The sequence below is a fragment of the Novosphingobium sp. GW821-FHT09E05 genome (assembly GCF_059416165.1).
Genome location: NZ_JBWKOQ010000006.1, coordinates 48,118 through 68,168, shown reverse-complemented (window position 1 = coordinate 68,168; position 20,051 = coordinate 48,118). Strand labels below are relative to the sequence as shown.

The following is a 20,051-nucleotide window of genomic DNA, read 5'->3' as shown; positions in this document are numbered from 1 at the left end:
CAAAAGGCTAACCCCTCGCACCAAATGGGGTAATTCTCCGATTGGAGGGCCGGCTTATCCGTGGGGAGAAATGAGCATCGCGCCGCGCCCCATCCGGGCTGGTCAAAAGCGGATGGCAAAAACCCGCAGGACGAATGGCGGTCGGAGTTGCTCGGGAAGACCGCACCCCGCGGCAAGCGCATAAGTGCTCACGGGGAGGCACACGCCATGTCGCTTGCTACTTTGAACACGCCGTTCCACGCACCTTCGGAGCCTGTCCAGGGGGCGATCCCGATGCCGGCCATCACGATGCCGGCGCCCGTCCGCTCCGTCCGCAGCCGTCCCGCGCGCGGCGCGGAGGTGGAGTTCCTCGAACTCGACTTTACGCCGATCGACCTTGCCGTGGCGCTGGAAGCAGTGGTGGAGCGGCCCGCATCGGCGCCGTTCACGTACGTCGTCACGCCCAATGTCGATCATGTGGTGCGCCTGCTTCGTCGCCGTTCGGACCTGTGGCCGGCCTACCGCGCCGCGTGGATGACCCTGTGCGACAGCCGCATCCTGGCCCGGCTCGCCCACGGCGACGGGCGCGAACTCCCGGTGGTGACGGGCAGCGACCTGACGCTCAGGCTGTTCGAGGAAGGCGTCATGCCAAGCGATCCGGTGGCGATCCTGGGCGGCAGCGCCGCGACCGTGGCGAAGATCGTCGAGCGTTTCGGCCTGCGTGACGTCCAGCACTACAACCCGCCGATGGGTTTCATCCACGACCCGCGCGAGGCCGCGCGCGCCGTGCGCTTCCTGGTGGAGGCCAGGGCGCGTTATTCGTTCCTTGCGGTCGGCTCGCCGCAGCAGGAGATCGTCGCCCGCCGCGTCGCCAAGGCGCGCGGGGCGCAGGGCATCGGCTTCTGCATTGGCGCCAGCCTCGAATTCCTCTCGGGCGAGCAGGAGCGCGCGCCCGCGATGATGCAGCAGATGTCGCTCGAGTGGTTCTTCCGGCTCTGCTCGAACCCGCAGCGCATGTGGCGCCGCTACCTGATCGAGGGACCGCAGATCTTCCGCATCCACCAGGCCTGGCGCCGCCGCATGCCGCCGATGCTTCCCGCGCCGGCCGCCACCGCCGTGCCGAGCCCGGTCCATGCTTGAGAGGCGGGGCGAGGAGCGGGCCGAGGCAGGGATCGAGGCGTGGGCGTGAGCCGCGCGATCCTGGCCGTCGCCGCGGCGGCGGCGATCTCGCTGCCCGCACTCGCCCACCTCGCGATCGACCCGCAGGACGGTGCCCGGCCCACGCCCGTAACCGCGACGCCGTCGAAGGCTCCGGCGCCGGTCCCGCCCCAAACGAGGCTCGGGATCAATCTGTTCGGCATGCAGACCTTCAATCGCCAGCAGGTCTTCGCCAACATGATCGCGCAGAGCGAATGGCTGCAGTCGTACGGCGAGGGCTGGAGCGCCTTGCCGGCAAAGCAGCTCGATGCCGCCGGCTGGGTCCGGTATCTCGAGCCCGGACAGTTCGCCCCGCGCCCGCTGATCCTGCCGCCTGCGCCGTTCCGGCCCACCTCGGTGCGCTGCACGTACCGGGGCAAGGGCGAGTTTTCAGCGGGCGGCGCGGCGCAGGTCAGCGGCAGCCGCGCGCAGAGCGTCGACCTGCAGATCACCCCCACCGGCGCCGAAGACGAGGGCGGCTGGCTCCAGCTCGACCGGACCGACCCGGCCGACCCCGCGCGCGAGATCGACTGCCGGCGGGCCGGCACCCCGGCCATCGCCCGCTTCGATCCCGCCTTTCTCGAGTCGGTCTCGGGATTCGGCGTGATCCGGTTCATGGACTGGCAGCGCACCAACGACAACGCGCGGATTCCCTGGGGACTGCGGACGCGCCCGCAGTCATCGTCGCAGGTCGCTGCCGCCGGGGTCTCGGTGGAAGACATGGTGGAGCTTGCCAACACGGTGGGCGCCGACCCCTGGTTCACGATGCCCTACCATGCCGACGAGGCATATCTGCGCGGCTTCGCGCAACTGGTCCACGACCACCTCGACCCCCGCCGCAAGGTCTACGTCGAACTTGGCAACGAGGTCTGGAACGACATCTTCGAATCGGCGCACGATGCCGAGCAGGAGGGGCTCGCACGCGGGCTCGGCGGCGGCGACCCGGGTACCGCGCAAATGCAGCGCTATGCCGAGCGTATGGTCGCGGCGATGCGGGTGTGGACGCAGGTCTATGCCGACCGTCCCGAGGCGCTGGTGCGCGTTGCCGCCACGCAGCACGCCAATCCCCAGCTTGCCGAGATCGTCCTGGGTTTCCGGGACAGCGCCGCCTGGGTCGATGCGCTGGCGACCGCGCCCTACATCTGGTTCGAGCTCGACGGCCGCAGCGTCCGCGACGTCGATGCGATCTTCGCCGCGCTGCCCGGCGCGGTGGCGCAGACCTTCGACATGGCGAGGGGCAACCGGCAGGTCGCGGCGCGCTTTGACAAGCGCTATATTGCCTACGAGGGCGGCCAGCACCTCGTCACGCGCGATCTCGCGCTGGCCCGCGCCCTGCAGCGTGATCCGCGCATGGGCGACATCTATCGGCGCTATCTCGCGGGCTGGCGCGGCGGCTTCGGCGACACCCTGACGCTTTATGCATCCACCGCGCCGATCGGCGAATACGGCGCCTGGGGCCTGCGCGAATACGGCGGCCAGCCCATCGCCGAGGCGCACAAGTATCGCGCCGTGCGCGCATTCCTGGAAGGGAAACCGTGAACGACGACATCCTCACCGAGGACAGCCCGGACGACTATGGGACGGGCGATCCTGTCGCCGAGGACCCGTGGGCCGGGGAGGAGCAGGCATGGGGATCCATGCCCCTCATCGCCCTTGCCATGGCGATGGCGGGGGCCGTGACGTTCGTCGCCTTCAAGCCGGCGTTCTATGCGGCCAGCGTGAGCACGCTGGGCGTCGCGCTGTTCGTCTGGGCGCTGCGCGAACCGCTGCGGGGGGATATGGCGGCGCGGGCGATCGTCATGGCCTTCTTCACGCCGGTCGCGGCGTGGGTGCTGCCCAATCTCTGGCTCGTATACTTCGTCATGCTGGCCAGGGTTCCCCTGTTTTCGGGCCGGTTCGAGCGGATCGCGGGGGTCTACCTGTTCAGCCTGATGCTGCTTCCCGGCCTCGACACCACGTTCGAGCCGGGCGGTCTCAAGCTGTTCGACGTCAGCATCCACGATGCGCTTGCACTGGGGGCCACCTTCGCCATCGCCCGCGACCCCCGCAAGAGCCGCGTCGCCGCCGCCGATGACGTGAGAGTGGGCCTACTCCTGCTGATACTGGTCTTCGCGCTCGCACGGGAGACCAGCGTGACGCATTTCCTGCGCACCACGATCAACGTCACGCTCGATTACGGCCTGCCCTACTACATCCTGAGCCGCGGCCTGGGCGCGGTCGGGGCGATGCGCGCGGCGATGCGCTGGCTGGCCTGCGCGGCCTCCGGAGTGGCCGGGCTGCTGGCCTTCGAGGTCTGGTATCACTGGCCATTGTACAACGAACTCTACTCGCGGCACGGGGTGCCGACGCTGATCCTCGTCAAGACCCGCGGCGCCATGATGCGGGCGGGCGGGCCCTTCACCGAGCCGACATCGATGGCGCTCGTCATGGCGATGTGCCTGTTCGCGCTATGGCTGCTGCGCAGGGATTTCCGGACCGGCACGCTGCATGCCCTGCTGTGCGCCGTCACGTTCGTGGGGCTGTCGGCACCGCAGTCGCGCAATGCCTGGATCGGGTTCGGCCTCGCCATCGTGCTCGCCGACATCTTCACCGGCCGGTGGAGCGCACTGGTCCGCAAGCTCGTCCCGGCGGTGGCGGCGATCGGCGTGGTCATGCTCGTCGCGGGCACGTCGCCGGAGTGGTCCGAATCGGTCGGGCTGTCCGGGCAGGGCAGCGTTACCGCCGACTATCGCCGCGCCCTGCTCGAACGCGGCAGCGAGGAGTTCTGGAAAAGCCCGATCGTAGGCTACTCCTCGCACGAGCTGGAACGGCGCCTCAACGACATGCGGCAGGGTGAGGGCATCATCGATTACGTCAACAGCTACCTCTGGTTCGGGCTCGTCGCCGGCATGTGCGGCGTGGCGGTCCTGGTCGCCAACCTGTTCGTGCCGCTGGCGCAGCTGTGGAGCAGGCGGTGGAGGCTGTTCGGGATAGGCGCATCGGCCCCCGCGACGTTCGTGTTCGGCTGCATCGGCATGCTGGCGATGACCCTGTTCTTCACCTCGTTCGGCGCCCGTCCCACGGTCCTCGCGTTCGGCTTCATGGGCCTTTCCGCAGCGCTCCGCGCCAGCTCCCGCCGGGCCTGGTCGGAAGAGGACGACATGGACCCCGCACAGAGCGGCACCGGCTATCGTTTCGGTGTTCCACATGAAACATTGCCTTTCCCCGGCTCGACGAACGGCTGACACCCGCCGATCGACGAACTGGCGCTGTCCCGAGGTTTCAGGCTATTCCGGGGCATAATGGCTGCCGTCACATCCCAACCGCGCGTTCCGGCGCGGATCGTCCTGCTTTCGCTCGCCGCGCTCTGGGCGTGCTATTTCATCGTCGCGACCTTGCGAGGCGTGGTCATGGGGTTCGACCTGGTGTGGCCGATCGTATCGCGCCGGTTGACGATCTGCATCGTCTCGATGTTGGTCATGGCCGCGGTATGGCCGCTGTTGCAGTTGTTGGACCGCAAGTCGGGCGGCGTGCGTCTGGCCATCGTGCTGGTGGGGGCGCTGCCGCTGTCGCTGGCGCTCAGCATCGTGAACGACATCATCTTTGCCGACATCGAGGTGAAGGCGGCTTACGGGGAAGAGGAAGACCCGGCCGCCGACGTCAAGGCGGGCAACGTGCGGATATCGCGCGACGAGGCGGGCAACATCCTCGTCGACCTGCCCAAGATGGCGCGCCCTCCCGCCCCACCTGCCCCGCCCTCGCCCCCGGCGCCCGGCGACGAAGGCAAAACCGGCGTGCTCGCGCCAGAGCCGTCCGTCGATGGGCGGAGCGGGGCGCCGCAACGCGATTCCGCCATCACCATACACGCCGGCAAAGGCGTGGCCGACGGTTTGGGCCACTGGGCCGCCATCGCCGACACCGCGTTCGGGCGCTACTTCCTGGTGCTGGCGTGGGTGGCGCTCTACTTCGCGCTCGCCAAGGCCGAGGAGGCGCGCGCCGCCGAACGTCGCGAAGGCGAATACCGGCGCGCGGCGGAAGCGGCTGAGCTGCGCAGCTTACGCTACCAGGTCAATCCGCACTTCCTGTTCAATACGCTCAATTCGCTCTCGGCGCTGGTCATGACCGGGCGGCAGGACGATGCCGAGGAGATGATACAGACGCTCTCGACGTTCTATCGCCGCACTCTGGCGGGTGACACGACGAACGATATTCCGCTGGCCGACGAGATCGAATTGCAACGTCTCTACTTCGCGATCGAGGCAGTTCGCTTTCCCAATCGATTGTTGGCGAACATCGATGTTGACGACGCCGTTCTCGATGCGAAAGTTCCCGGCATGATCCTGCAGCCGCTCGTCGAGAACTCCGTCAAGTACGCCGTTGCAGCTACCCAGCGGCCGGTCACGATCTCCATCGAGGCGCGGCGCGAGGGTGGCCAACTGGTCGTCGCCGTCCACGATGACGGGCCCGGGGAGCGCGGCGCCTCGCAGATCGGCAAGACGCAGGGCTGCGGCATCGGCCTCGTCAACGTGCGCGACCGGTTGCGGGCGCGCTACGGTACCGCTTCCAAGATCTCTTACGGCAAGCGGGAGAACGGTGGTTTCGCCACCGTCCTGCGGATGCCGCTGGTGACCGGGCCGTCGGACAGCGGGCTTCTGGAGGCCATCCGTGGTTGATCCCACGTCCGGCTCGAAAGCCGGCCCCCTGCGCACGCTCATCGTCGATGACGAGCCGCTGGCGGTCGAGCGCATGCAGGTGATCTGCTCGCGGATCGAGGGCATTTCGGTGATCGGCACCGCCAGCGATGGCCAGGCCGCGCTGCGGCTGATCGAGGCGCTGGGTCCCGATCTGGTCCTGCTCGACCTGACGATGCCTGAGACCGATGGCCTTGCGGTGGCGCGCAGGCTGGGCGGACAGGCGGATGCCCCGGCGGTGATTTTCGTGACCGCGCACGACGAGTTCGCGGTGGAGGCCTTCGACCTCGATGCCGTGGACTACGTGCTCAAGCCGGTCGCGCCTGACCGATTGCAGCGCGCGGTGGCGCGCGTGGTGTCGCGGCGCGGTGAACGCACGCAGCCGCCCGCAAGCCGCTGGCTCGAGGAGTTCTGGGTGCCGCATCGTTCCGAACTGGTGCGGGTGGCGGCCGCCGAGGTCTGCCGCATCGACGCGGAGCGGGACTACGTGAGGCTTCATGTGGGCCAGAATGCCGGCGGTCAGAGCTATTTGCTCCTCCAGACCATCACCAGCCTGGAGGAACGGCTCGATCCCGAGCGGTTCATCCGCATCCACCGCAGCTGCATCCTGCAGCGCAGCCACGTCTCGGGGCTGCGGCACGAGGGGCTTGGCGTCTGGTCGGCCGAGACCGCGGACGGCGAGGCGCTGCGGATCGGGCGAACATACCTTCCTGCCGTCAAAAAAATGGCGGGCCGCTAAGGCCCACCATCAAGGGTTTTTCCGGGTCTTTTCTCTTTTGGGACCTGGATGAAACGGGAGCCTTGCGGCGATCAGCCGCCGAGGCGGGTGTTCTCGACCGCGCTGGCGACCTGGCTGCGAACCTGCGACACGGCCTGCTTGTAGCACTTGCGGTCGACGTTCGCGCCGAGCATCGTGCCGGTGGTGGCGCGGTTGATGGTGCAGACCGAGCGGGCGGCGGCATCGATGCGGCTTTCCAGCTGCTGCTGGCCGTCGGTGGTCGCGAGGTCGAGATCCTTGTAGTTGACCTGCGTGGTGGCGGCGAAGACGGCGGGAGCCGAGAACAGGCCGACGGTGCAGAAAGCGGCGGCGGCGACGAATGCGGTCTTGAACATGATATTTCCTCCTCGGGGTTGAGCCTTGGGGAAGAGTTTCTCCGTTCGGCTCGATGATTGTGATGTGCACCCGTTCCCGCCTCCGATCACGCGGGGGTCGACTGTCGGTCATGGCGATCCGACGAAGGCATCGGCGAGTGGACGAACGACTTTTGCAGCCGACGAACGACAATTGGCCGACAGGTAACGACGACGAATCGCGCGTCATTGGGGGCGGAAAACGCCGAACTGGTACGCCGGATCGCCCGCGATACATTGACCGTCCATGTTTTCGATCGTCTTCGTATTCTGCTTCGGAGTGCTCAACTTCGCCGCGCACAAGGCAGTGATCGACAGCGGTCATCCGATGCTCGCGCAGGTGCCGTGGTTGTTCCAGTCTCTCGGGGGACGGCTCGGCCTCGTGGTCGAGTTCGTGATGCTGCTGGGGGCGCTTGTCATGGCGGCGGCGGGCTCGGCCGGATGGGCATGGGTCTATGCCTTTTATACCGGGCTCAACGGCCTTTCGGCCTGGCTGATCTTCAGCGGGCGCCTTTGACGGGAACCCGGGACGTTCTCCGGGGCTTGTGCGCGCATGGAACACATTGACCGCGAACATCCGACCCGGGGCCCGAAAGTCTGGCTGGTCTGCAACCAGGCCAGCGGCAGCAACGACGAGGCGGCCGTCGAGGCGGTGGTCGAGGCGTTTGCGGAAGCGGGGTTCAACCTCGAACGGGTGCTGCGCTTCCCCGATACGCCCGCGCCCCATCCCGCCGAGCTGGACGAAGCCGGGGTCAAAATCCTCTGCGTCTTCGGCGGTGACGGGACCACCCATTCGGTCGTCACGTCGGCCTGGGGCTGGGGCGGGTCGGTACTGGTGCTGCCGGGCGGGACGATGAACATGCTGTCCAAGCGCATGCACGGCGACGTTCCCGCACCAGAGATCATCGCGAAGCTCGGCCGTCATCCGCTCCGCACGGATCGGCCGTGCGTGATCCGGACACGCCACGGCATCGGCCTCACCGGTTCGCTGGCCGGCCCGGGGACGGTATGGAACGAGGTGCGTGAGGCGATGCGCGCGGTGAACATCCTCGAATTCGTCAGCACCGCGCGAGAGGCGATCAGCCAGTCCGCCAGCGGGCCGAAGGTGATGTGCGCCGATGTCGACTGCGGGCGTGAGGACGGCTATGCCGCGATCACGGTGACACCGCACGACGACGGGCTCGAAGCGAACGGCTATTACGCCGAATCGCTGGCGGACTATGCCGGGCAGGGCATCGCGCTGCTCAACCGCGACTTCCGTGACGGGCCGCACGACGAACTGGGCCGTCACAAGCGGCTGCGACTGGTCTGCCCTGCAGGCGAACCGATGGGCCTGCTGATCGACGGCGAGCCGTTCGACGGCGCGGAGGAAGAGATTTTCGAACTGGCCGCCTGCGAGGTGGACCTGGTGACGACGAAGGAACTGGACGGATAATGCACGGCAAGGTCGGCTCCATGCACAGCGGTCCCCTGCGGCTGTTCCACCTGAGCGACATTCACTTCGGTCTCGAGGACCGCCGCGCGCTCGAGTGGGTGAAGGCCTGCATCGAGCGCGAGAAACCGCATGCCGTTGCCATCACCGGCGACCTGACGATGCGCGCCCGGCACCCCGAATTCCGCGCCGCCTGCGCGTGGATCACCGCGCTCGACGTGCCGGTGACGGTGGAGGTGGGCAACCACGACATCCCGTATTTCAACCTCTACGAGCGTTTTTTTGCACCCTACAAGCGCTTCAAGGCGATCGAGCGGCTGATCGAAACCCAGCTCGACCTGCCCAATCTCGCGATCGTGCCGCTGCGAACCACCACGCGCGCGCAGTGGCAGCGCTTCCCCTGGTCGAACGGCTGGGTGACCGAGCGGGCGCTGAACCACACGTTGGAAGCCATCGACGCGCTGCCCGAAGGCACCCGCGTCCTCGTCGCCGCGCATCATCCGCTCACCGAGCGCCGGGCCGATGGCAAGCTGCTGACGATCAACGGCACGAAGACGATGGAAGTCCTCGCCGGCCGCAAGGTCATGGGCATCATGACCGGACACATCCACGACCCCTTCGATCTCACCGAGCAGACGCCGGCCGGGCCGCTGCGCATGATCGGCGCGGGCACGCTGTCGCTGCGGATTCGCTCGACCCCGCCCAGCTTCAACGAGATCGTCATCGACGGCGACCAGGTGATAGTCACCGCCCGTAACCTCGAGCAGGTAGCGACGCCTGACATGCAGATAGACGAAGTGCCCGAAAACGCGATGCCGCCGCGTACTCCGCAAGAGCCGGTCTCGCCGGTGGGCACGGTGCCGCCGGTCGATCCCCCGGTGCATTGAGGCCGCGGCGCGAGCACCCGGGCGACCCGCACAATTTATTCGAGTCTCGTCTTTCCCGCCGTCGCGGGGATGACGAGGGTGGTTGGTGGGGGCTTATCCGGAAGCCAGGCGCTCTCCCGTCGTTCTCCTCATACACAGCAAAAAGGCCGCCCCGTCCCGAGACGGCGCGGCCTTCGCTTTTTCCTGCGGAGAGAAATCAGTAATCGTGGTCGATGTCGCCGATGCCGTTCATGCGGCTGCGCAGGGTGGCGGGCTTGCGGATCAGGGTGACGTTGCCGGCGCCGTTGATCTCGACGTCGACGGTGCCGGTGGCGCCCAGCGTGACGTCGCCCACGCCGTTGATGCGGATCGTGGCGTCGCGGCCCTGGACCTTGCCGAGATCGATGTCACCCGCTCCGGCTGACGTCACGAACATGCGGTTGACCTTGCCCGAGGCGTCGAGGTTGATGGCGCCGCGTGAATTGAGGGTCAGTGCATCCTGGTCGAGCCCGTTGAGCGTCACGTCGCCGGGGGCGTCGAGGTCGAGGCCGGCGATCTCCGGGGCGGTGATCCGGACCTTGAGGCCGCGGTGGATGTTCGTCGAACCGTCGATCGAGAGGTGGCCGTTTTCCCAGACCAGCCGGTCGACGACATCGGCGGGGCCGGTCACGGTCATCTCGGGCTTGTCGCCGCGGGTGAAGACCAGTTCGACGGGGACCTCCATGGCGATCTGGCTGCCCGACACGAGCGCGAAGCTGCGGGTCTTGCGGGGGCCCTTGTCGTCGTGGTCATCCGCGTGGATGCCCCAGCCGTCCTTTTCCTGGATTTCCCGGGTGAAGCGGTCACCCCCGATGGCGAAGGCCGCGCCGAACGCGACGATCGAGAGGATCACGCCGCTGGCGAATACGATGAGCAGTTTTCTGAGCATTGTCCTGTCCTTTCCTGTTTCGCGTTCAGTCTTCTGAGTGGATGGCGGGTTCGATGACCCGGTAGTGCAGGCGGCCGAACCACATCAGGGCATTGATGATCCAGATGCTGACCAGCGTCAGCAGTGCGCCGGCGGCGACCGCTGCGCTCATCAGGCCAAGCCCGCCCAGGATCGCCACGGGGACGCCGCCGGGGAAGCCGCTGAAAGGCCCTGCTATCAGGACGAGACCGCCGCAGATGAAGGTCGCCACGGTCGCCACGAACAGCCCGAACACGACACCGATGATCGGCAGCACGATGGGCAGCAGGATCAGGATGTCGATCGTGGCGAGGCCCATGAAGGCCAGGATCGCGCCCCAGGCGGAGGAAGGCGTGGCCTCGCTCTTCCAGTTGTGGAAGCCGGCCTCGAAGCGCAGTTCGCGTGCCAGCCGGCTGGGGTTCCCCAGTGCGGCCGCAACTTCGTCTTCGCTGCGGCCCTCGGCCAGGCCCGCTTCGAAGTGCTCCTCGTAGTCGGCGACGATTTCGTCGGCGACGTCCTGCGGCATGCCCTTGAGGCCGGCCTTCAGGCGCTTGATGAACTCGTTACGCTTCATGGCTGGATTCCCCTTCCTGCATGGACGCCTCAGGCGTGGCGATCTGGTTGTCGGTGTCGGCAGCGGCGATCAGGCCGTCGACGGCGGCGGTGAAGCCGCGCCACTCGCCGACCTGCTCGGCAAGGCGCGAACGGCCGGTCTCGGTGATGCGGTAGTATTTGCGCGAAGGACCCGAGGGCGATTCCTCAAGGTATGTCGCGACGAGGCCCTCGGACTGCATGCGGCGCATGAGCGGGTAGATCGTCCCTTCGCCCATATCGACCGCGTCGGCCATGCGGCTGGCGATCTCGTAGGCGTAGCTGTCACCGCGTGACAGCAGGGCGAGCACGCACAGGCCGAGCACCCCTTTCTTTAGCTGAATTTCGATTTCGGACATCGAATCATCTCCTGTCGATAACCGAGTGTATATGGACAGGTATCATGTAACGCAAGATACCTTGCGAAGAAAAGTACAAGGTGCTGCATGATACCTTGTTATGACGAGGTATCATGCGTTGCGTGATGTCCTGAAGTGGCGGAAATGCGCGGAATTTTACCGCAGAATACACTTCGGCCGATGGTTTTCCGGCATGAAGCGGCGTCCATCGAAGTTTGCGGCTCGGCCGGAGTTGCGAGACGCGGCCTTCCGCTCCTCCCGCTACCCGACTACGCTGGAGGCATGCTCACGCCCTATCACCCACCAATAAAGCGCTCGGTCGAGATTGCAGGCCACAAGACCTCGATCAGCCTCGAACCGGTGTTCTGGGATCTGTTGCGCCGGGTTGCGGCACGCGAGGAGATGCCGGTCAATGCGCTGGTCGCGCGGATCGATGCGGAAAGGCTGGAGGCGGAAACGCCGCCCGGCCTCGCCAGCGCGATCAGGGTATGGCTGGTGGTTTCGGGGCTAGGCTGAGCGTCAGGCGGCCCGACGCACGTCCACCGGCGCGCGCAGGAGGCCATCGAGGCTGATCGGTCCCCAGCCGGTCAGGTCCACGGAGACGCAGCAGTGGTTCGGCTGCGCCCAACCGGGGCGGGCACGGCCATGGAGGACACGCATGTCCTCGGGTGCGGTCGCGGGGTCGCTGGTGAGAAAGAAGATGCCTTCGGGCGTCTCCAGCACCCTCCGGTCGCAGACGCTGGCGTAGCGGCGCGTCGTCAGGCAGTTCCAGGTCTGGGGGTCCGAGGCCCCGCGCACGAGATGCTTGGTTCCGGGCAGGCTGGCGAGATGTACCGGGTTGCCCACGTTGCCGATGATCCACACCGTATCGTCCGGAGCGACGCGCGCCCGCCAGACTTCGCAGATGCGGCGACCCATTTCCCGGATGTCGTCGAAGCCATGCGGATGGGCATGGCGCGCACTGTTGCCGTCGAAGTTGAGGTCCGAGACAAAGTGGATCGCCATTACCTGCTCCTGGTCCCGCGGGTCCGATCCTTTTGCCGTTCCCGCTGCACTTTCAACGGCTTGGGGCGGGGATTCGTTCCAGCGCGGAGCGGCAGCGAATGCGAAAAAGGCGGAAAAGCGGTGTGATCCGCCTTTTCCGCCCTTCGCGAAGTCGAGTGGGTGATCCGGAGCAGATGCTCAGTATGTCGAGGGCGGATCGCTCGCCGGGAAGCTCTCGTCGATCGCTTCGTCGGTCTTGCTCCAGGCTTTGGGAGGCGTGGTCATGTGCTCGGGTCCGGAATCGCGGACATGCGTATTGCCGCCCGCAAGGCCCAGTTCTTCCTTGTTCTTGCTTGCGTACTTGAAGAGCGCGTAGCCGACGGCGCCGGCCGCAGCCAACTTGATAAGGCCCATGATGGTTCTCCTCTCGGTATTTCGAAGGAGCAACGCACCATGTTGCCCGAAGGTTTCTGGCATTTCGCGCCTGAGCGGAATGTCTTTCGCCAATCCGCCTCGGCGGATTTTGACTACTCTCCGCCGACTCGTTCGATCTGCGCGCCAACCAGCGCCAGCTTCTCTTCCAGCCGCTCGTAGCCACGGTCGAGGTGGTAGAGGCGATGGACCTGCGTCTGGCCCTCGGCGGCGAGGCCGGCGATGACGAGGCTCATCGAGGCACGCAGGTCGGTTGCCATGACGTCGGCGCCGGTCAGCTTGTCGACGCCGTGGACGATGGCGGTGCGGCCCTTGGTCTCGATCCGCGCGCCCATGCGGTTCAGTTCGGGAACGTGCATGTAGCGATTCTCGAAGATCGTCTCGGTCAGGACGCTCGATCCCTCGGCGCGGCACAGCAGGGCCATGAGCTGGGCCTGCATGTCCGTCGCGAAGCCGGGGTAGGGCGCGGTGGACAGGGTGACCGGGCGCAGCTTGCCGTCGGCGGCGACGTGGAGGCCTTCCGTCGTGGGCTCGACGTGGACGCCGGCATCGCGCAGGGCCTGCACGGTGGCTTCCATGTCCTCGATCTTCGCGCCCTTGAGCGTGACTTCACCGCCGGTGATCGCGGCGGCGCAGGCGTAGGAGCCGGCCTCGATGCGGTCGGGCATGACCATGTAGGTCGCGCCGTGGAGGCGCGGGACGCCGTGGATGGTGATGTCCGAGGTGCCGATGCCCTCGATCTGTGCACCCATGGCGACCAGCAGGTTGCACAAGTCGACGATCTCGGGCTCACGGGCGGCATTGTGGAGGGTGGACTTGCCGTTGCACAGCACGGCGGTCATCAGCGCATTCTCTGTCGCGCCTACCGACACCACGGGGAAAGAGTAGCGCCCGCCGGGCAGGCCGCCGTCGGGCGCAATGGCGCGCACGTATCCGGCCGCCATCTCGATCGTCGCGCCCAGCGCTTCCATGACCTTGAGATGCAGGTCGATCGGGCGGTTGCCGATGGCACAGCCGCCGGGCAGCGACACGGTCGCCTCGCCCATGCGCGCCAGCATGGGCCCCAGCACCAGGATCGAGGCGCGCATCTTGCGCACGAGATCGTAGGGCGCGACCGAGCTGGTGATCCGCGTCGCCTGCAGCGTCATGACGCGGCCGAAGTCCTCGGGACGGCTGCCGGCGATCGCGGTCGAGACGCCGAACTGGTTCATCAGGTGCTGGAAGCCGTCGATGTCGGCAAGGCGCGGCAGGTTGCGCAGCGTCAGCGGCTCTTCGGTGAGCAGCGCGCAGGGCACCAGCGTCAGCGCGGCGTTCTTGGCACCCGAGACGGGAATCGTGCCGGAAAGGCGCTTGCCGCCCTCGATGATGATCTTGTCCATCCCCGTCCTTTAGCGGCAAACGCGGGCCGGGCAACGGGGCGGCGAGGCGTTCCAGCCGAAAAGAACGGCGGATTAAAGCTTCCTTAGGGTTAATATGGCCTTGTTGCGCAATACGCATTTAACGGCTTTAACCGCACTGCAACATGAGCGAGGCACGATCCGGTTCCATGAGTGACAACACCTTCCGCAAGCCCGTCCGCAAGGCCGTCTTCCCCGTCGCCGGCCTCGGCACCCGCTTCCTCCCCGCCACCAAGGCGATTCCGAAGGAACTGCTGCCCGTCGTCGACCGGCCGCTGATCCAGTACGCCGTCGATGAGGCGCGCGAGGCGGGGATCGAGGAATTCGTGTTCGTCACCGGCCGCGGCAAGACCGCGATCGTCGAGCACTTCGACACCGCCTACGAGCTGGAAGCAACGATGACCTCGCGCGGCAAGTCGCTCGAGCCGCTAGAATCCACGCGCATCCAGCCGGGCAACCTCGTCACCGTGCGCCAGCAGGTTCCGCTCGGCCTCGGCCACGCGGTGTGGTGCGCGCGCGCGGTGATCGGCGACGAGCCTTTCGCGATCTTCCTCCCCGACGAACTGATGTACGGCACCCCCGGCTGCATGGCGCAGATGGTCGAGGCCTACAACGAAGTGGGCGGCAACCTCGTCTCGGTGCTCGAAGTGCCGATGGAGGAGGTTTCCAGCTACGGCGTCATCGCGCCCGGCGCGGTCAACGGCGCACTCACCGAGGTCAAGGGCCTGGTCGAGAAACCCAAGGTCGCCGACGCGCCCTCGAACAAGATCGTCTCGGGCCGCTATATCCTCCAGCCCGAAGTCATGGGACTGCTCGAAACCCAGGGCAAGGGCGCGGGCGGCGAGATCCAGCTGACCGATTCGATGGCCAAGCTGATCGGCCAGCAGCCGTTCCACGCCGTCACCTTTGCCGGCCGCCGCTTCGACTGCGGTTCCAAGCTGGGCTTCGTCGAGGCGACCCTGGCCATTGCGCTTGACCGTCACGACCTGCGCGACGATGTGCGCGCCATGGCGAAGAAGCTGCTGGGCTGAGTTTCGATCCTCGCGGATTTCTCAAGAGCGCGCTGCCGGGAGGCGGCGCTCTCTTTCTTTGCGTGAGCTGCCCCCTAACTCGTCATCCCCGTGAAGGGGTTTTTGAAATCAAAGGTAAGTCTTGATCGGGAAGGATGGCGGTCGGCTACTGCCGGACCGGATCGGTCAGCCGTGCCATGATGGCGGCGACGTAGAGCTGGGTCTCGCGGATGTTGGGGATGCCGCCGGCCTTGACCACGCGCGCGGGGCCGGCGTTGTAGGCGGCGAGCGCCTTCTCGATGTTGCCGCCGAAGGCGTCGAGCTGCATGCGCAGGTAGCGCGCCCCGCCTTCGAGGTTGGAGGTCGGATCGGCGGAGTTGACGCCCATCTGCGCGGCGGTGCCGGGCATCAGCTGGGCAAGGCCGCGCGCGCCGACAGGCGACATGGCGCGTTCGTTCCAGCGGCTTTCCTGCCAGACCACCGCTTCGAGCAGGGCGGGGCTGATGTCGTATTTGGCGGCCAGGGCCGCGACGCTGGTCCGCCAGCGGGTGGGACCGGCGGAGTCGAGCGCCTGCGTGAGGGACAGCGGATGGGGCTCGGCATCGACCGCGAAGGGCGTTTCCGCGACCTCTGACGGCGCGGTGGCGACCGTGGTGCCGATGAAGCCGACGCCGGACGCGGGGTCGACCTGTGCAAGATCGGGCAGCGCAAGCGCCGTGGGGCCGCCCGCGACCCACTCGGCGCCGGCATCGCCGATCTGCATGACGTCGGCATGAGCCAGGCCGGGCGAGACGCTACCCAGCAGCGCCAGAACGGCACCCAGAGCATCCTTGCGCGTCATCGATACGATTCCCTGACCATGGCCGTCGTCCTGTTGCATCCGCGGCACGAATGACATGCGGATGCGCGTCTTTCGTTTGTCGTCCCCGGCCCGGCTTCACCGGGAGGTTGCGCGGCCGGGCCTCTGCCTTTTACTTCATTCCCAGTGCGGTGCGAATGGCCTTCCAGGACAGCATCTTGAAGTTCTGCGCCTTGGGGGCGTTGTCGCCGTCCTGGGCGATGAACAGGCCCTCGGGGAAGGCCGGGCCGAAATCGCCGAGGATCACTTCGATGCCGTCGGTGTCGCTGGTGCCGCCGAGCGTGCCGCCCTCGATGCGGAAGCGGCCGGCAGGCTTGTCGGTGTCGAGGTCGAACAGCGCATAGGCGTTGTCGCCCTGGCTCGAGGCGACCAGCCAGGCGCGGCCATCGGCCTGGCGCGCGATGGCGAGGCCCTCGATATCATCGACGAGCCCGTCCGTCTCGCCGACCCTGGCGTAGCTCTGGGCGGTGAGCGCCGCGCCTGAGAGCGGGACCTTCCAGATCGCGACGTCTTCCTCGGCGACGTAGAGCGTCTTGGTCACGTCATCGACCACGCAGCCCTCGGACTGGGTTGCGAACTTGACGTCGCGCAGGTGCTCGGCCGCGACCTTGCCGCCGCGCTCGACGAGGCGGCTTTCGGCGACGGTGCCGTCCTTGAGGACGACATAGGCGCGCGCCAGTTCGCCGGGGGCGAGGGGGGCGCCCATGCAGAAGCCGTAGGCTTCGGCCGGGGCGTGGCCGGGCTTGAGGAACGGCTCGGTTCCCAGCACCGTGAGCTTGCCGGTCGCGCCGTCGAGCGTGAACAGGGCGATCTTCGGCTCGGCGCGGTCGGTGCGGTCGCTGGCGCCGACGAGGATGCGGGGGGCGCCGCCGGGCATGCGCACTTCGCGCAAATCGGCGTTGTTCAGCGCTCCGGCGGGGGAGAAATCGCGCACCTGGCCGTCGAGGCCGTAGACGTAGAGCCCCGCCTTCTTGTCCGTCCCCAGCACGAGGCTGGCGGCGGGGTTGGCGGCGTTGCGCCAGATCGCCGGGTCGTCGGCGGCATCGGCATTGCCGGTGCCGACCGGGACCGTCTCGGCCTGCGCGGGGACATTAGCAGCGGGATAGCGTGGGCGTAAGGCCGCATCAGCGGCAACGCCGGTGCCGGTGGAAGCGCAGCCGGCCAGCAGCAGGGCCGGGAGCACTGCTCCCGAACCCAGCTTTGCGAGGGCAAGAAGGCGCATCAGAACGACACCCGCGCGCCGAACTTCACGGTCGAGCCGTATTCCTCGTACTGCAGCACGCGCTTGGCGCCCGCGAGGTTCTGGTAGGCGAAGTACTTCGCGTTGTTGACGTTCACCCAGTCCGCGAAGAGGCGGATGTTGTCGGTCAGCTTGTACTTGGCCGAGAGGTCGACCTGGAAGTGCTGGTTGACCACGCGGTCCTCCTCGCTGTCGCCGCCCACCTCGTCGAGGTACTTGTCGCGGAAGGTGCCGGCGGCGCGCAAGGACACCGGGCCCTTCTCGTAGCCGAGCACGACGTTGAAGGTGTTCTTCGCCGAGCTGGGCAGCGAGATGCGGCGTTTGATGTCGATCGCGTTGCCCTCGGCGTCCTCGCCTTCCTGCAGCACGGTGCCGCGCGCGTAGGTGTAGGTGTAGTTCACCTGGGCGAGCAGGCCGTCGAACGGCGAAGGCAGCATCGAGAAGACCTGGCTGTAGCTGACTTCCACACCGGCGATCTCGGCGGTGTCGCCGTTCACCGGGATCGTCACCTGGTCGTAGGCGACGCCGTCGATCACGGCGCCGTCACGCAGCACCTGCTCGTAGGTGTAGTCCTTTACCGACTTGTAGAAGCCGCCGACCGAGAGCGCGCCGTTGTTGGCGAAGTAGTATTCGAAGCCCGCGTCGAGGTTCCAGGCCTGGTAGGGCTTGAGGTCCGGGTTGCCGAACTCGGCCTCGTTGTCCTCGTTCACGGTGTAGCGCGGGGCCAGCTGCGAGAACTTGGGGCGCACGACGGTCTTGTAGCCGGCGAGGCGGGCGACGAGGTTCTGCTGCGGGCTGAAGCGCAGGGTCAGGCTCGGCAGCCAGTTGGTGTAGCTGCGCTTGTACTGCACGGGGTCGACGATGACCTCTTCCTCTTCCTCGAGGTCGGTGACGAGGTTGCCGTTCAGTTCGTTCTTGGTGTGCTCCATGCGTACGCCGCCGATGACGCGCAGCGTCGAGCTGTCCCAGCGCGCCAGCGCGTAGCCGGCGATGATGTCTTCCTTGACCGAGTAGTCGTCGGTCGCCGAAGCAAGGTCGCTCTCGTAGGGGTTCACCTCGAAGGCGTCGGGATTGGCGTCGAGGAAATCGCGCGGGCCGGTCTTGCTGGAGACCGGGCCCATGTCGACCAGGCGGTAGGTCTGCGTGCCCAGCACGTCGGCCAGCGTGTAGTCGGCGCCGTCGGCCAGATCGAGGTACGACATGTTGAAGTTGTACGACTTCTTGCGCCAGCGCGCCTTGGCGCCCGCCTGGACGGTGAAGTCGCCGTCGCTGCCGGCGAACGTGCGGGCGAGGTCGGCCTTGAGCGCCCATTCCTCGTCCCGGCTGTCGGACAGGGTGGTCAGCTCGGTCTTGTCGAACTCGTATTCCGACGCATCGTTGAAGCTGTCGGCGCCGCTGGTGACCGAATAGGTCGGGTAATAGGTCTTGCTGTTGTCGATGGCGACGACCGTGCCCGAGCGGAAGCGCGCGCGGAACGAGGTCGGGTCGATCGAGCCGTTCTCGTACTCGGTCGACTTGGCGTAGCTGCCCAGCCAGTTGAACTTCCAGGTGCCGGTATCGGTGTCGCTGCCGATCGAGACCGAGCGGATGCGCTGGCGCTCGAAGCGGTCCTTGAGGTCGCGCTCGACGGTGATGCGCTGGTCGGCGCCGTCGAAGGTCGCGCTGGAGTCGGTGATCGAGCTCGGGCCGTCATCCTCGAAATCGCCGAAGTCGAGCGTGGTGCGGCGGCGGTATTCGTGGTCGTCGAACTGGGCCCAGTTGCCGCGCACGAAGGCCTTGGTGGTGTCGGACACGCGCCAGTCGGCCGAAAGCGCCGCGTTGATGCGGGTGCGCTCGACGTCGTAGTCGCGGTACTCGACCGAGTCGGCCCAGGCCTGGCCGTCGTCGCCCGCGTGCCAGCCGCCGGTCTCGACGTTGTCGGTCTCGAACTTGCGCTTGTAGTAGCTGACCGAGCCGGCGATGCCGAAGTCGTCGCCGATCTTCTGGGTGAAGTCGAAGGCGCCCTTCGGGGTCACCTTGCCCGAATAGTCGTTCCAGCTGCCCTCGGCGGTGACCGAGTAGCGGTTCTTCTTCGAATCGAACGCGCTGGTGGTGTTGATCTCGACCGAGGCGCCGATGAAGTCGCCGTCCATGTCGGGGGTGAAGCTCTTCTTCACCTCGATCGATTCGATGGTGTCCGAAGAGATGACGTCGAGCGCGACCGAGCGGACGTCCGATTCGGGAGCGGGCATGCGCACGCCGTTGACCGACGTGCCGTTGAGGTCGGGGTCGAGGCCGCGCACCGAGACGAAGCGGCCTTCGCCCTGGTCGTTGAGGATGTTGACGCCGGGGAGGCGGCGCAGCGATTCGGCGACGTTCTGGTCGGGGAACTGGCCCACGGCATCGCGCGTCAGGACCGATTCGACGCCGTCGGCGGCCTTCTGGCGCGACAGGGCGCTGGTGAGGTTGGCGGTCTGGCCGGTGACGAGGATGTCGCCGCCGCCCACCGCGTCGAGGTTGAAATCGTTCGAAACGCGGCCGCTCGCGGGGACGGTGAGGCTCTGCGTGGTGACTTCGGCGCCGACGTAGCGGGCCTCCAGCGTGTAAGTGCCGGCGGGCACGTCGCCGAACACGTAAGTGCCGGCACGGTCGGTCTCGGCGGTGCGGTTCAGTTCGACGATGCGGACCGTGGCCGACTGCAGGCCGCGCGCGCCGGTGGCGTCGTTGACGTGGCCGGCGACCTCGCCCGCGTGGGCGATCGTGGCGAAGGAGGCCGAGGCGAGCAGCCCCGCGAGGAGCTGGATCGAACGAGTCATGTCTGGAAAGATTCCCTGTACGACGTTGTATGTCTTGCAGGGGCCCCTAAGCGGGTTTCATGACAGTCCGGTGGTGTTGTGATGACGGTTCGATGACAGTGCGCACGGCCTCCACGGCACCGGGCCATGCCGCGTCGTACCCTTGAGAAGAGAGCGTGCCCCA

Annotated in this window: 20 protein-coding genes; 10 read left to right on the top strand and 10 right to left on the bottom strand. The window is 67.0% G+C overall.

The window, feature by feature from the left end; translation table 11 throughout:
- Positions 1-273 precede the first annotated feature (273 nt).
- The 5 genes from AC07M9_RS18755 to AC07M9_RS18735 are packed head-to-tail and all read left to right on the top strand — an operon-like array spanning position 274 to position 6,585.
- Positions 274-1,119 (top strand): WecB/TagA/CpsF family glycosyltransferase, encoded by an 846-nt coding sequence (locus AC07M9_RS18755; RefSeq protein ID WP_494885860.1) that lies wholly within the window; start codon positions 274-276, stop codon positions 1,117-1,119.
- A 45-nt stretch (positions 1,120-1,164) separates the two neighbouring features.
- Positions 1,165-2,715: a hypothetical protein gene (locus AC07M9_RS18750; RefSeq protein ID WP_494885858.1), complete on the top strand. Its 1,551-nt coding sequence runs from the start codon at positions 1,165-1,167 to the stop codon at positions 2,713-2,715.
- Positions 2,712-4,400 (top strand): O-antigen ligase family protein, encoded by a 1,689-nt coding sequence (locus AC07M9_RS18745; protein WP_494885857.1) that lies wholly within the window; start codon positions 2,712-2,714, stop codon positions 4,398-4,400. Before AC07M9_RS18750 ends, AC07M9_RS18745 begins: the two co-directional genes overlap by 4 nt.
- A gap of 57 nt (positions 4,401-4,457) precedes the next feature.
- Positions 4,458-5,828, top strand: coding sequence for a sensor histidine kinase (locus tag AC07M9_RS18740; RefSeq protein ID WP_494885856.1), 1,371 nt, complete (start codon positions 4,458-4,460; stop codon positions 5,826-5,828).
- Positions 5,821-6,585 carry a LytR/AlgR family response regulator transcription factor gene (locus AC07M9_RS18735; RefSeq protein WP_494885854.1) on the top strand — a complete coding sequence of 255 codons (765 nt, stop codon included), beginning with the start codon at positions 5,821-5,823 and terminating at the stop codon, positions 6,583-6,585. Before AC07M9_RS18740 ends, AC07M9_RS18735 begins: the two co-directional genes overlap by 8 nt.
- 71 nt (positions 6,586-6,656) lie before the next feature.
- Here the strand turns inward: AC07M9_RS18735 and AC07M9_RS18730 are convergent, their stop codons facing one another.
- The gene (locus AC07M9_RS18730; RefSeq protein WP_494885853.1) at positions 6,657-6,959 is read right to left on the bottom strand and encodes a UrcA family protein; all 303 of its coding nucleotides are present in this window, start codon (positions 6,957-6,959) and stop codon (positions 6,657-6,659) included.
- A gap of 265 nt (positions 6,960-7,224) precedes the next feature.
- Between AC07M9_RS18730 and AC07M9_RS18725 the strand changes: the two genes are divergently transcribed.
- Genes AC07M9_RS18725 through AC07M9_RS18715 form a run of 3 tightly spaced genes read left to right on the top strand, consistent with a single transcriptional unit; the run spans position 7,225 to position 9,296 of the window.
- Positions 7,225-7,494, top strand: coding sequence for a hypothetical protein (locus AC07M9_RS18725; protein ID WP_494885852.1), 270 nt, complete (start codon positions 7,225-7,227; stop codon positions 7,492-7,494).
- A 36-nt stretch (positions 7,495-7,530) separates the two neighbouring features.
- Positions 7,531-8,412: a diacylglycerol kinase family protein gene (locus AC07M9_RS18720; protein WP_494885851.1), complete on the top strand. Its 882-nt coding sequence runs from the start codon at positions 7,531-7,533 to the stop codon at positions 8,410-8,412.
- 20 nt (positions 8,413-8,432) lie between these two features.
- Positions 8,433-9,296, top strand: coding sequence for a metallophosphoesterase family protein (locus tag AC07M9_RS18715; RefSeq protein ID WP_494885850.1), 864 nt, complete (start codon positions 8,433-8,435; stop codon positions 9,294-9,296).
- Between the two features lie 196 nt (positions 9,297-9,492).
- Here AC07M9_RS18715 and AC07M9_RS18710 read toward each other — a convergent pair whose 3' ends face one another.
- Genes AC07M9_RS18710 through AC07M9_RS18700 form a run of 3 tightly spaced genes read right to left on the bottom strand, consistent with a single transcriptional unit; the run spans position 9,493 to position 11,171 of the window.
- Entirely contained in the window at positions 9,493-10,203 is a 711-nt protein-coding gene (locus AC07M9_RS18710) for a GIN domain-containing protein (protein WP_494885848.1), read from the bottom strand.
- A gap of 25 nt (positions 10,204-10,228) precedes the next feature.
- Entirely contained in the window at positions 10,229-10,795 is a 567-nt protein-coding gene (locus tag AC07M9_RS18705; protein ID WP_494885846.1) for a DUF1700 domain-containing protein, read from the bottom strand.
- Positions 10,785-11,171 carry a PadR family transcriptional regulator gene (locus AC07M9_RS18700; protein WP_494885845.1) on the bottom strand — a complete coding sequence of 129 codons (387 nt, stop codon included), beginning with the start codon at positions 11,169-11,171 and terminating at the stop codon, positions 10,785-10,787. Before AC07M9_RS18700 ends, AC07M9_RS18705 begins: the two co-directional genes overlap by 11 nt.
- A gap of 282 nt (positions 11,172-11,453) precedes the next feature.
- On the opposite strand from AC07M9_RS18700, the gene AC07M9_RS18695 reads away from it, so the two are divergent.
- Complete coding sequence (locus tag AC07M9_RS18695; protein ID WP_494885843.1) at positions 11,454-11,687, top strand: ribbon-helix-helix domain-containing protein; 234 nt, start codon at positions 11,454-11,456, stop codon at positions 11,685-11,687.
- Positions 11,688-11,690: 3 nt separating this feature from the next.
- Here AC07M9_RS18695 and AC07M9_RS18690 read toward each other — a convergent pair whose 3' ends face one another.
- The 3 genes from AC07M9_RS18690 to murA all read right to left on the bottom strand — a co-directional run bounded on the left by AC07M9_RS18690 (position 11,691) and on the right by murA (position 13,966).
- Positions 11,691-12,176 (bottom strand): metallophosphoesterase family protein, encoded by a 486-nt coding sequence (locus tag AC07M9_RS18690; protein ID WP_494885841.1) that lies wholly within the window; start codon positions 12,174-12,176, stop codon positions 11,691-11,693.
- A gap of 177 nt (positions 12,177-12,353) precedes the next feature.
- Positions 12,354-12,569 carry a hypothetical protein gene (locus AC07M9_RS18685; protein ID WP_494885839.1) on the bottom strand — a complete coding sequence of 72 codons (216 nt, stop codon included), beginning with the start codon at positions 12,567-12,569 and terminating at the stop codon, positions 12,354-12,356.
- 113 nt (positions 12,570-12,682) lie between these two features.
- A complete protein-coding gene (gene murA, locus AC07M9_RS18680; RefSeq protein ID WP_494885838.1) occupies positions 12,683-13,966 on the bottom strand; it encodes a UDP-N-acetylglucosamine 1-carboxyvinyltransferase in 1,284 nt (427 codons plus the stop codon).
- A 167-nt stretch (positions 13,967-14,133) separates the two neighbouring features.
- Here murA and AC07M9_RS18675 point away from each other — a divergent pair, with 167 nt between their 5' ends.
- Positions 14,134-15,015, top strand: coding sequence for a UTP--glucose-1-phosphate uridylyltransferase (locus AC07M9_RS18675; protein ID WP_494885836.1), 882 nt, complete (start codon positions 14,134-14,136; stop codon positions 15,013-15,015).
- Between the two features lie 145 nt (positions 15,016-15,160).
- Here AC07M9_RS18675 and AC07M9_RS18670 read toward each other — a convergent pair whose 3' ends face one another.
- The 3 genes from AC07M9_RS18670 to AC07M9_RS18660 all read right to left on the bottom strand — a co-directional run bounded on the left by AC07M9_RS18670 (position 15,161) and on the right by AC07M9_RS18660 (position 19,888).
- Positions 15,161-15,835 carry a lytic transglycosylase domain-containing protein gene (locus AC07M9_RS18670; protein ID WP_494885834.1) on the bottom strand — a complete coding sequence of 225 codons (675 nt, stop codon included), beginning with the start codon at positions 15,833-15,835 and terminating at the stop codon, positions 15,161-15,163.
- A 130-nt stretch (positions 15,836-15,965) separates the two neighbouring features.
- Positions 15,966-17,075: a phytase gene (locus AC07M9_RS18665; protein ID WP_494885833.1), complete on the bottom strand. Its 1,110-nt coding sequence runs from the start codon at positions 17,073-17,075 to the stop codon at positions 15,966-15,968.
- The gene (locus AC07M9_RS18660) at positions 17,075-19,888 is read right to left on the bottom strand and encodes a TonB-dependent receptor (protein WP_494885832.1); all 2,814 of its coding nucleotides are present in this window, start codon (positions 19,886-19,888) and stop codon (positions 17,075-17,077) included. Before AC07M9_RS18660 ends, AC07M9_RS18665 begins: the two co-directional genes overlap by 1 nt.
- Positions 19,889-20,051 lie beyond the last annotated feature (163 nt).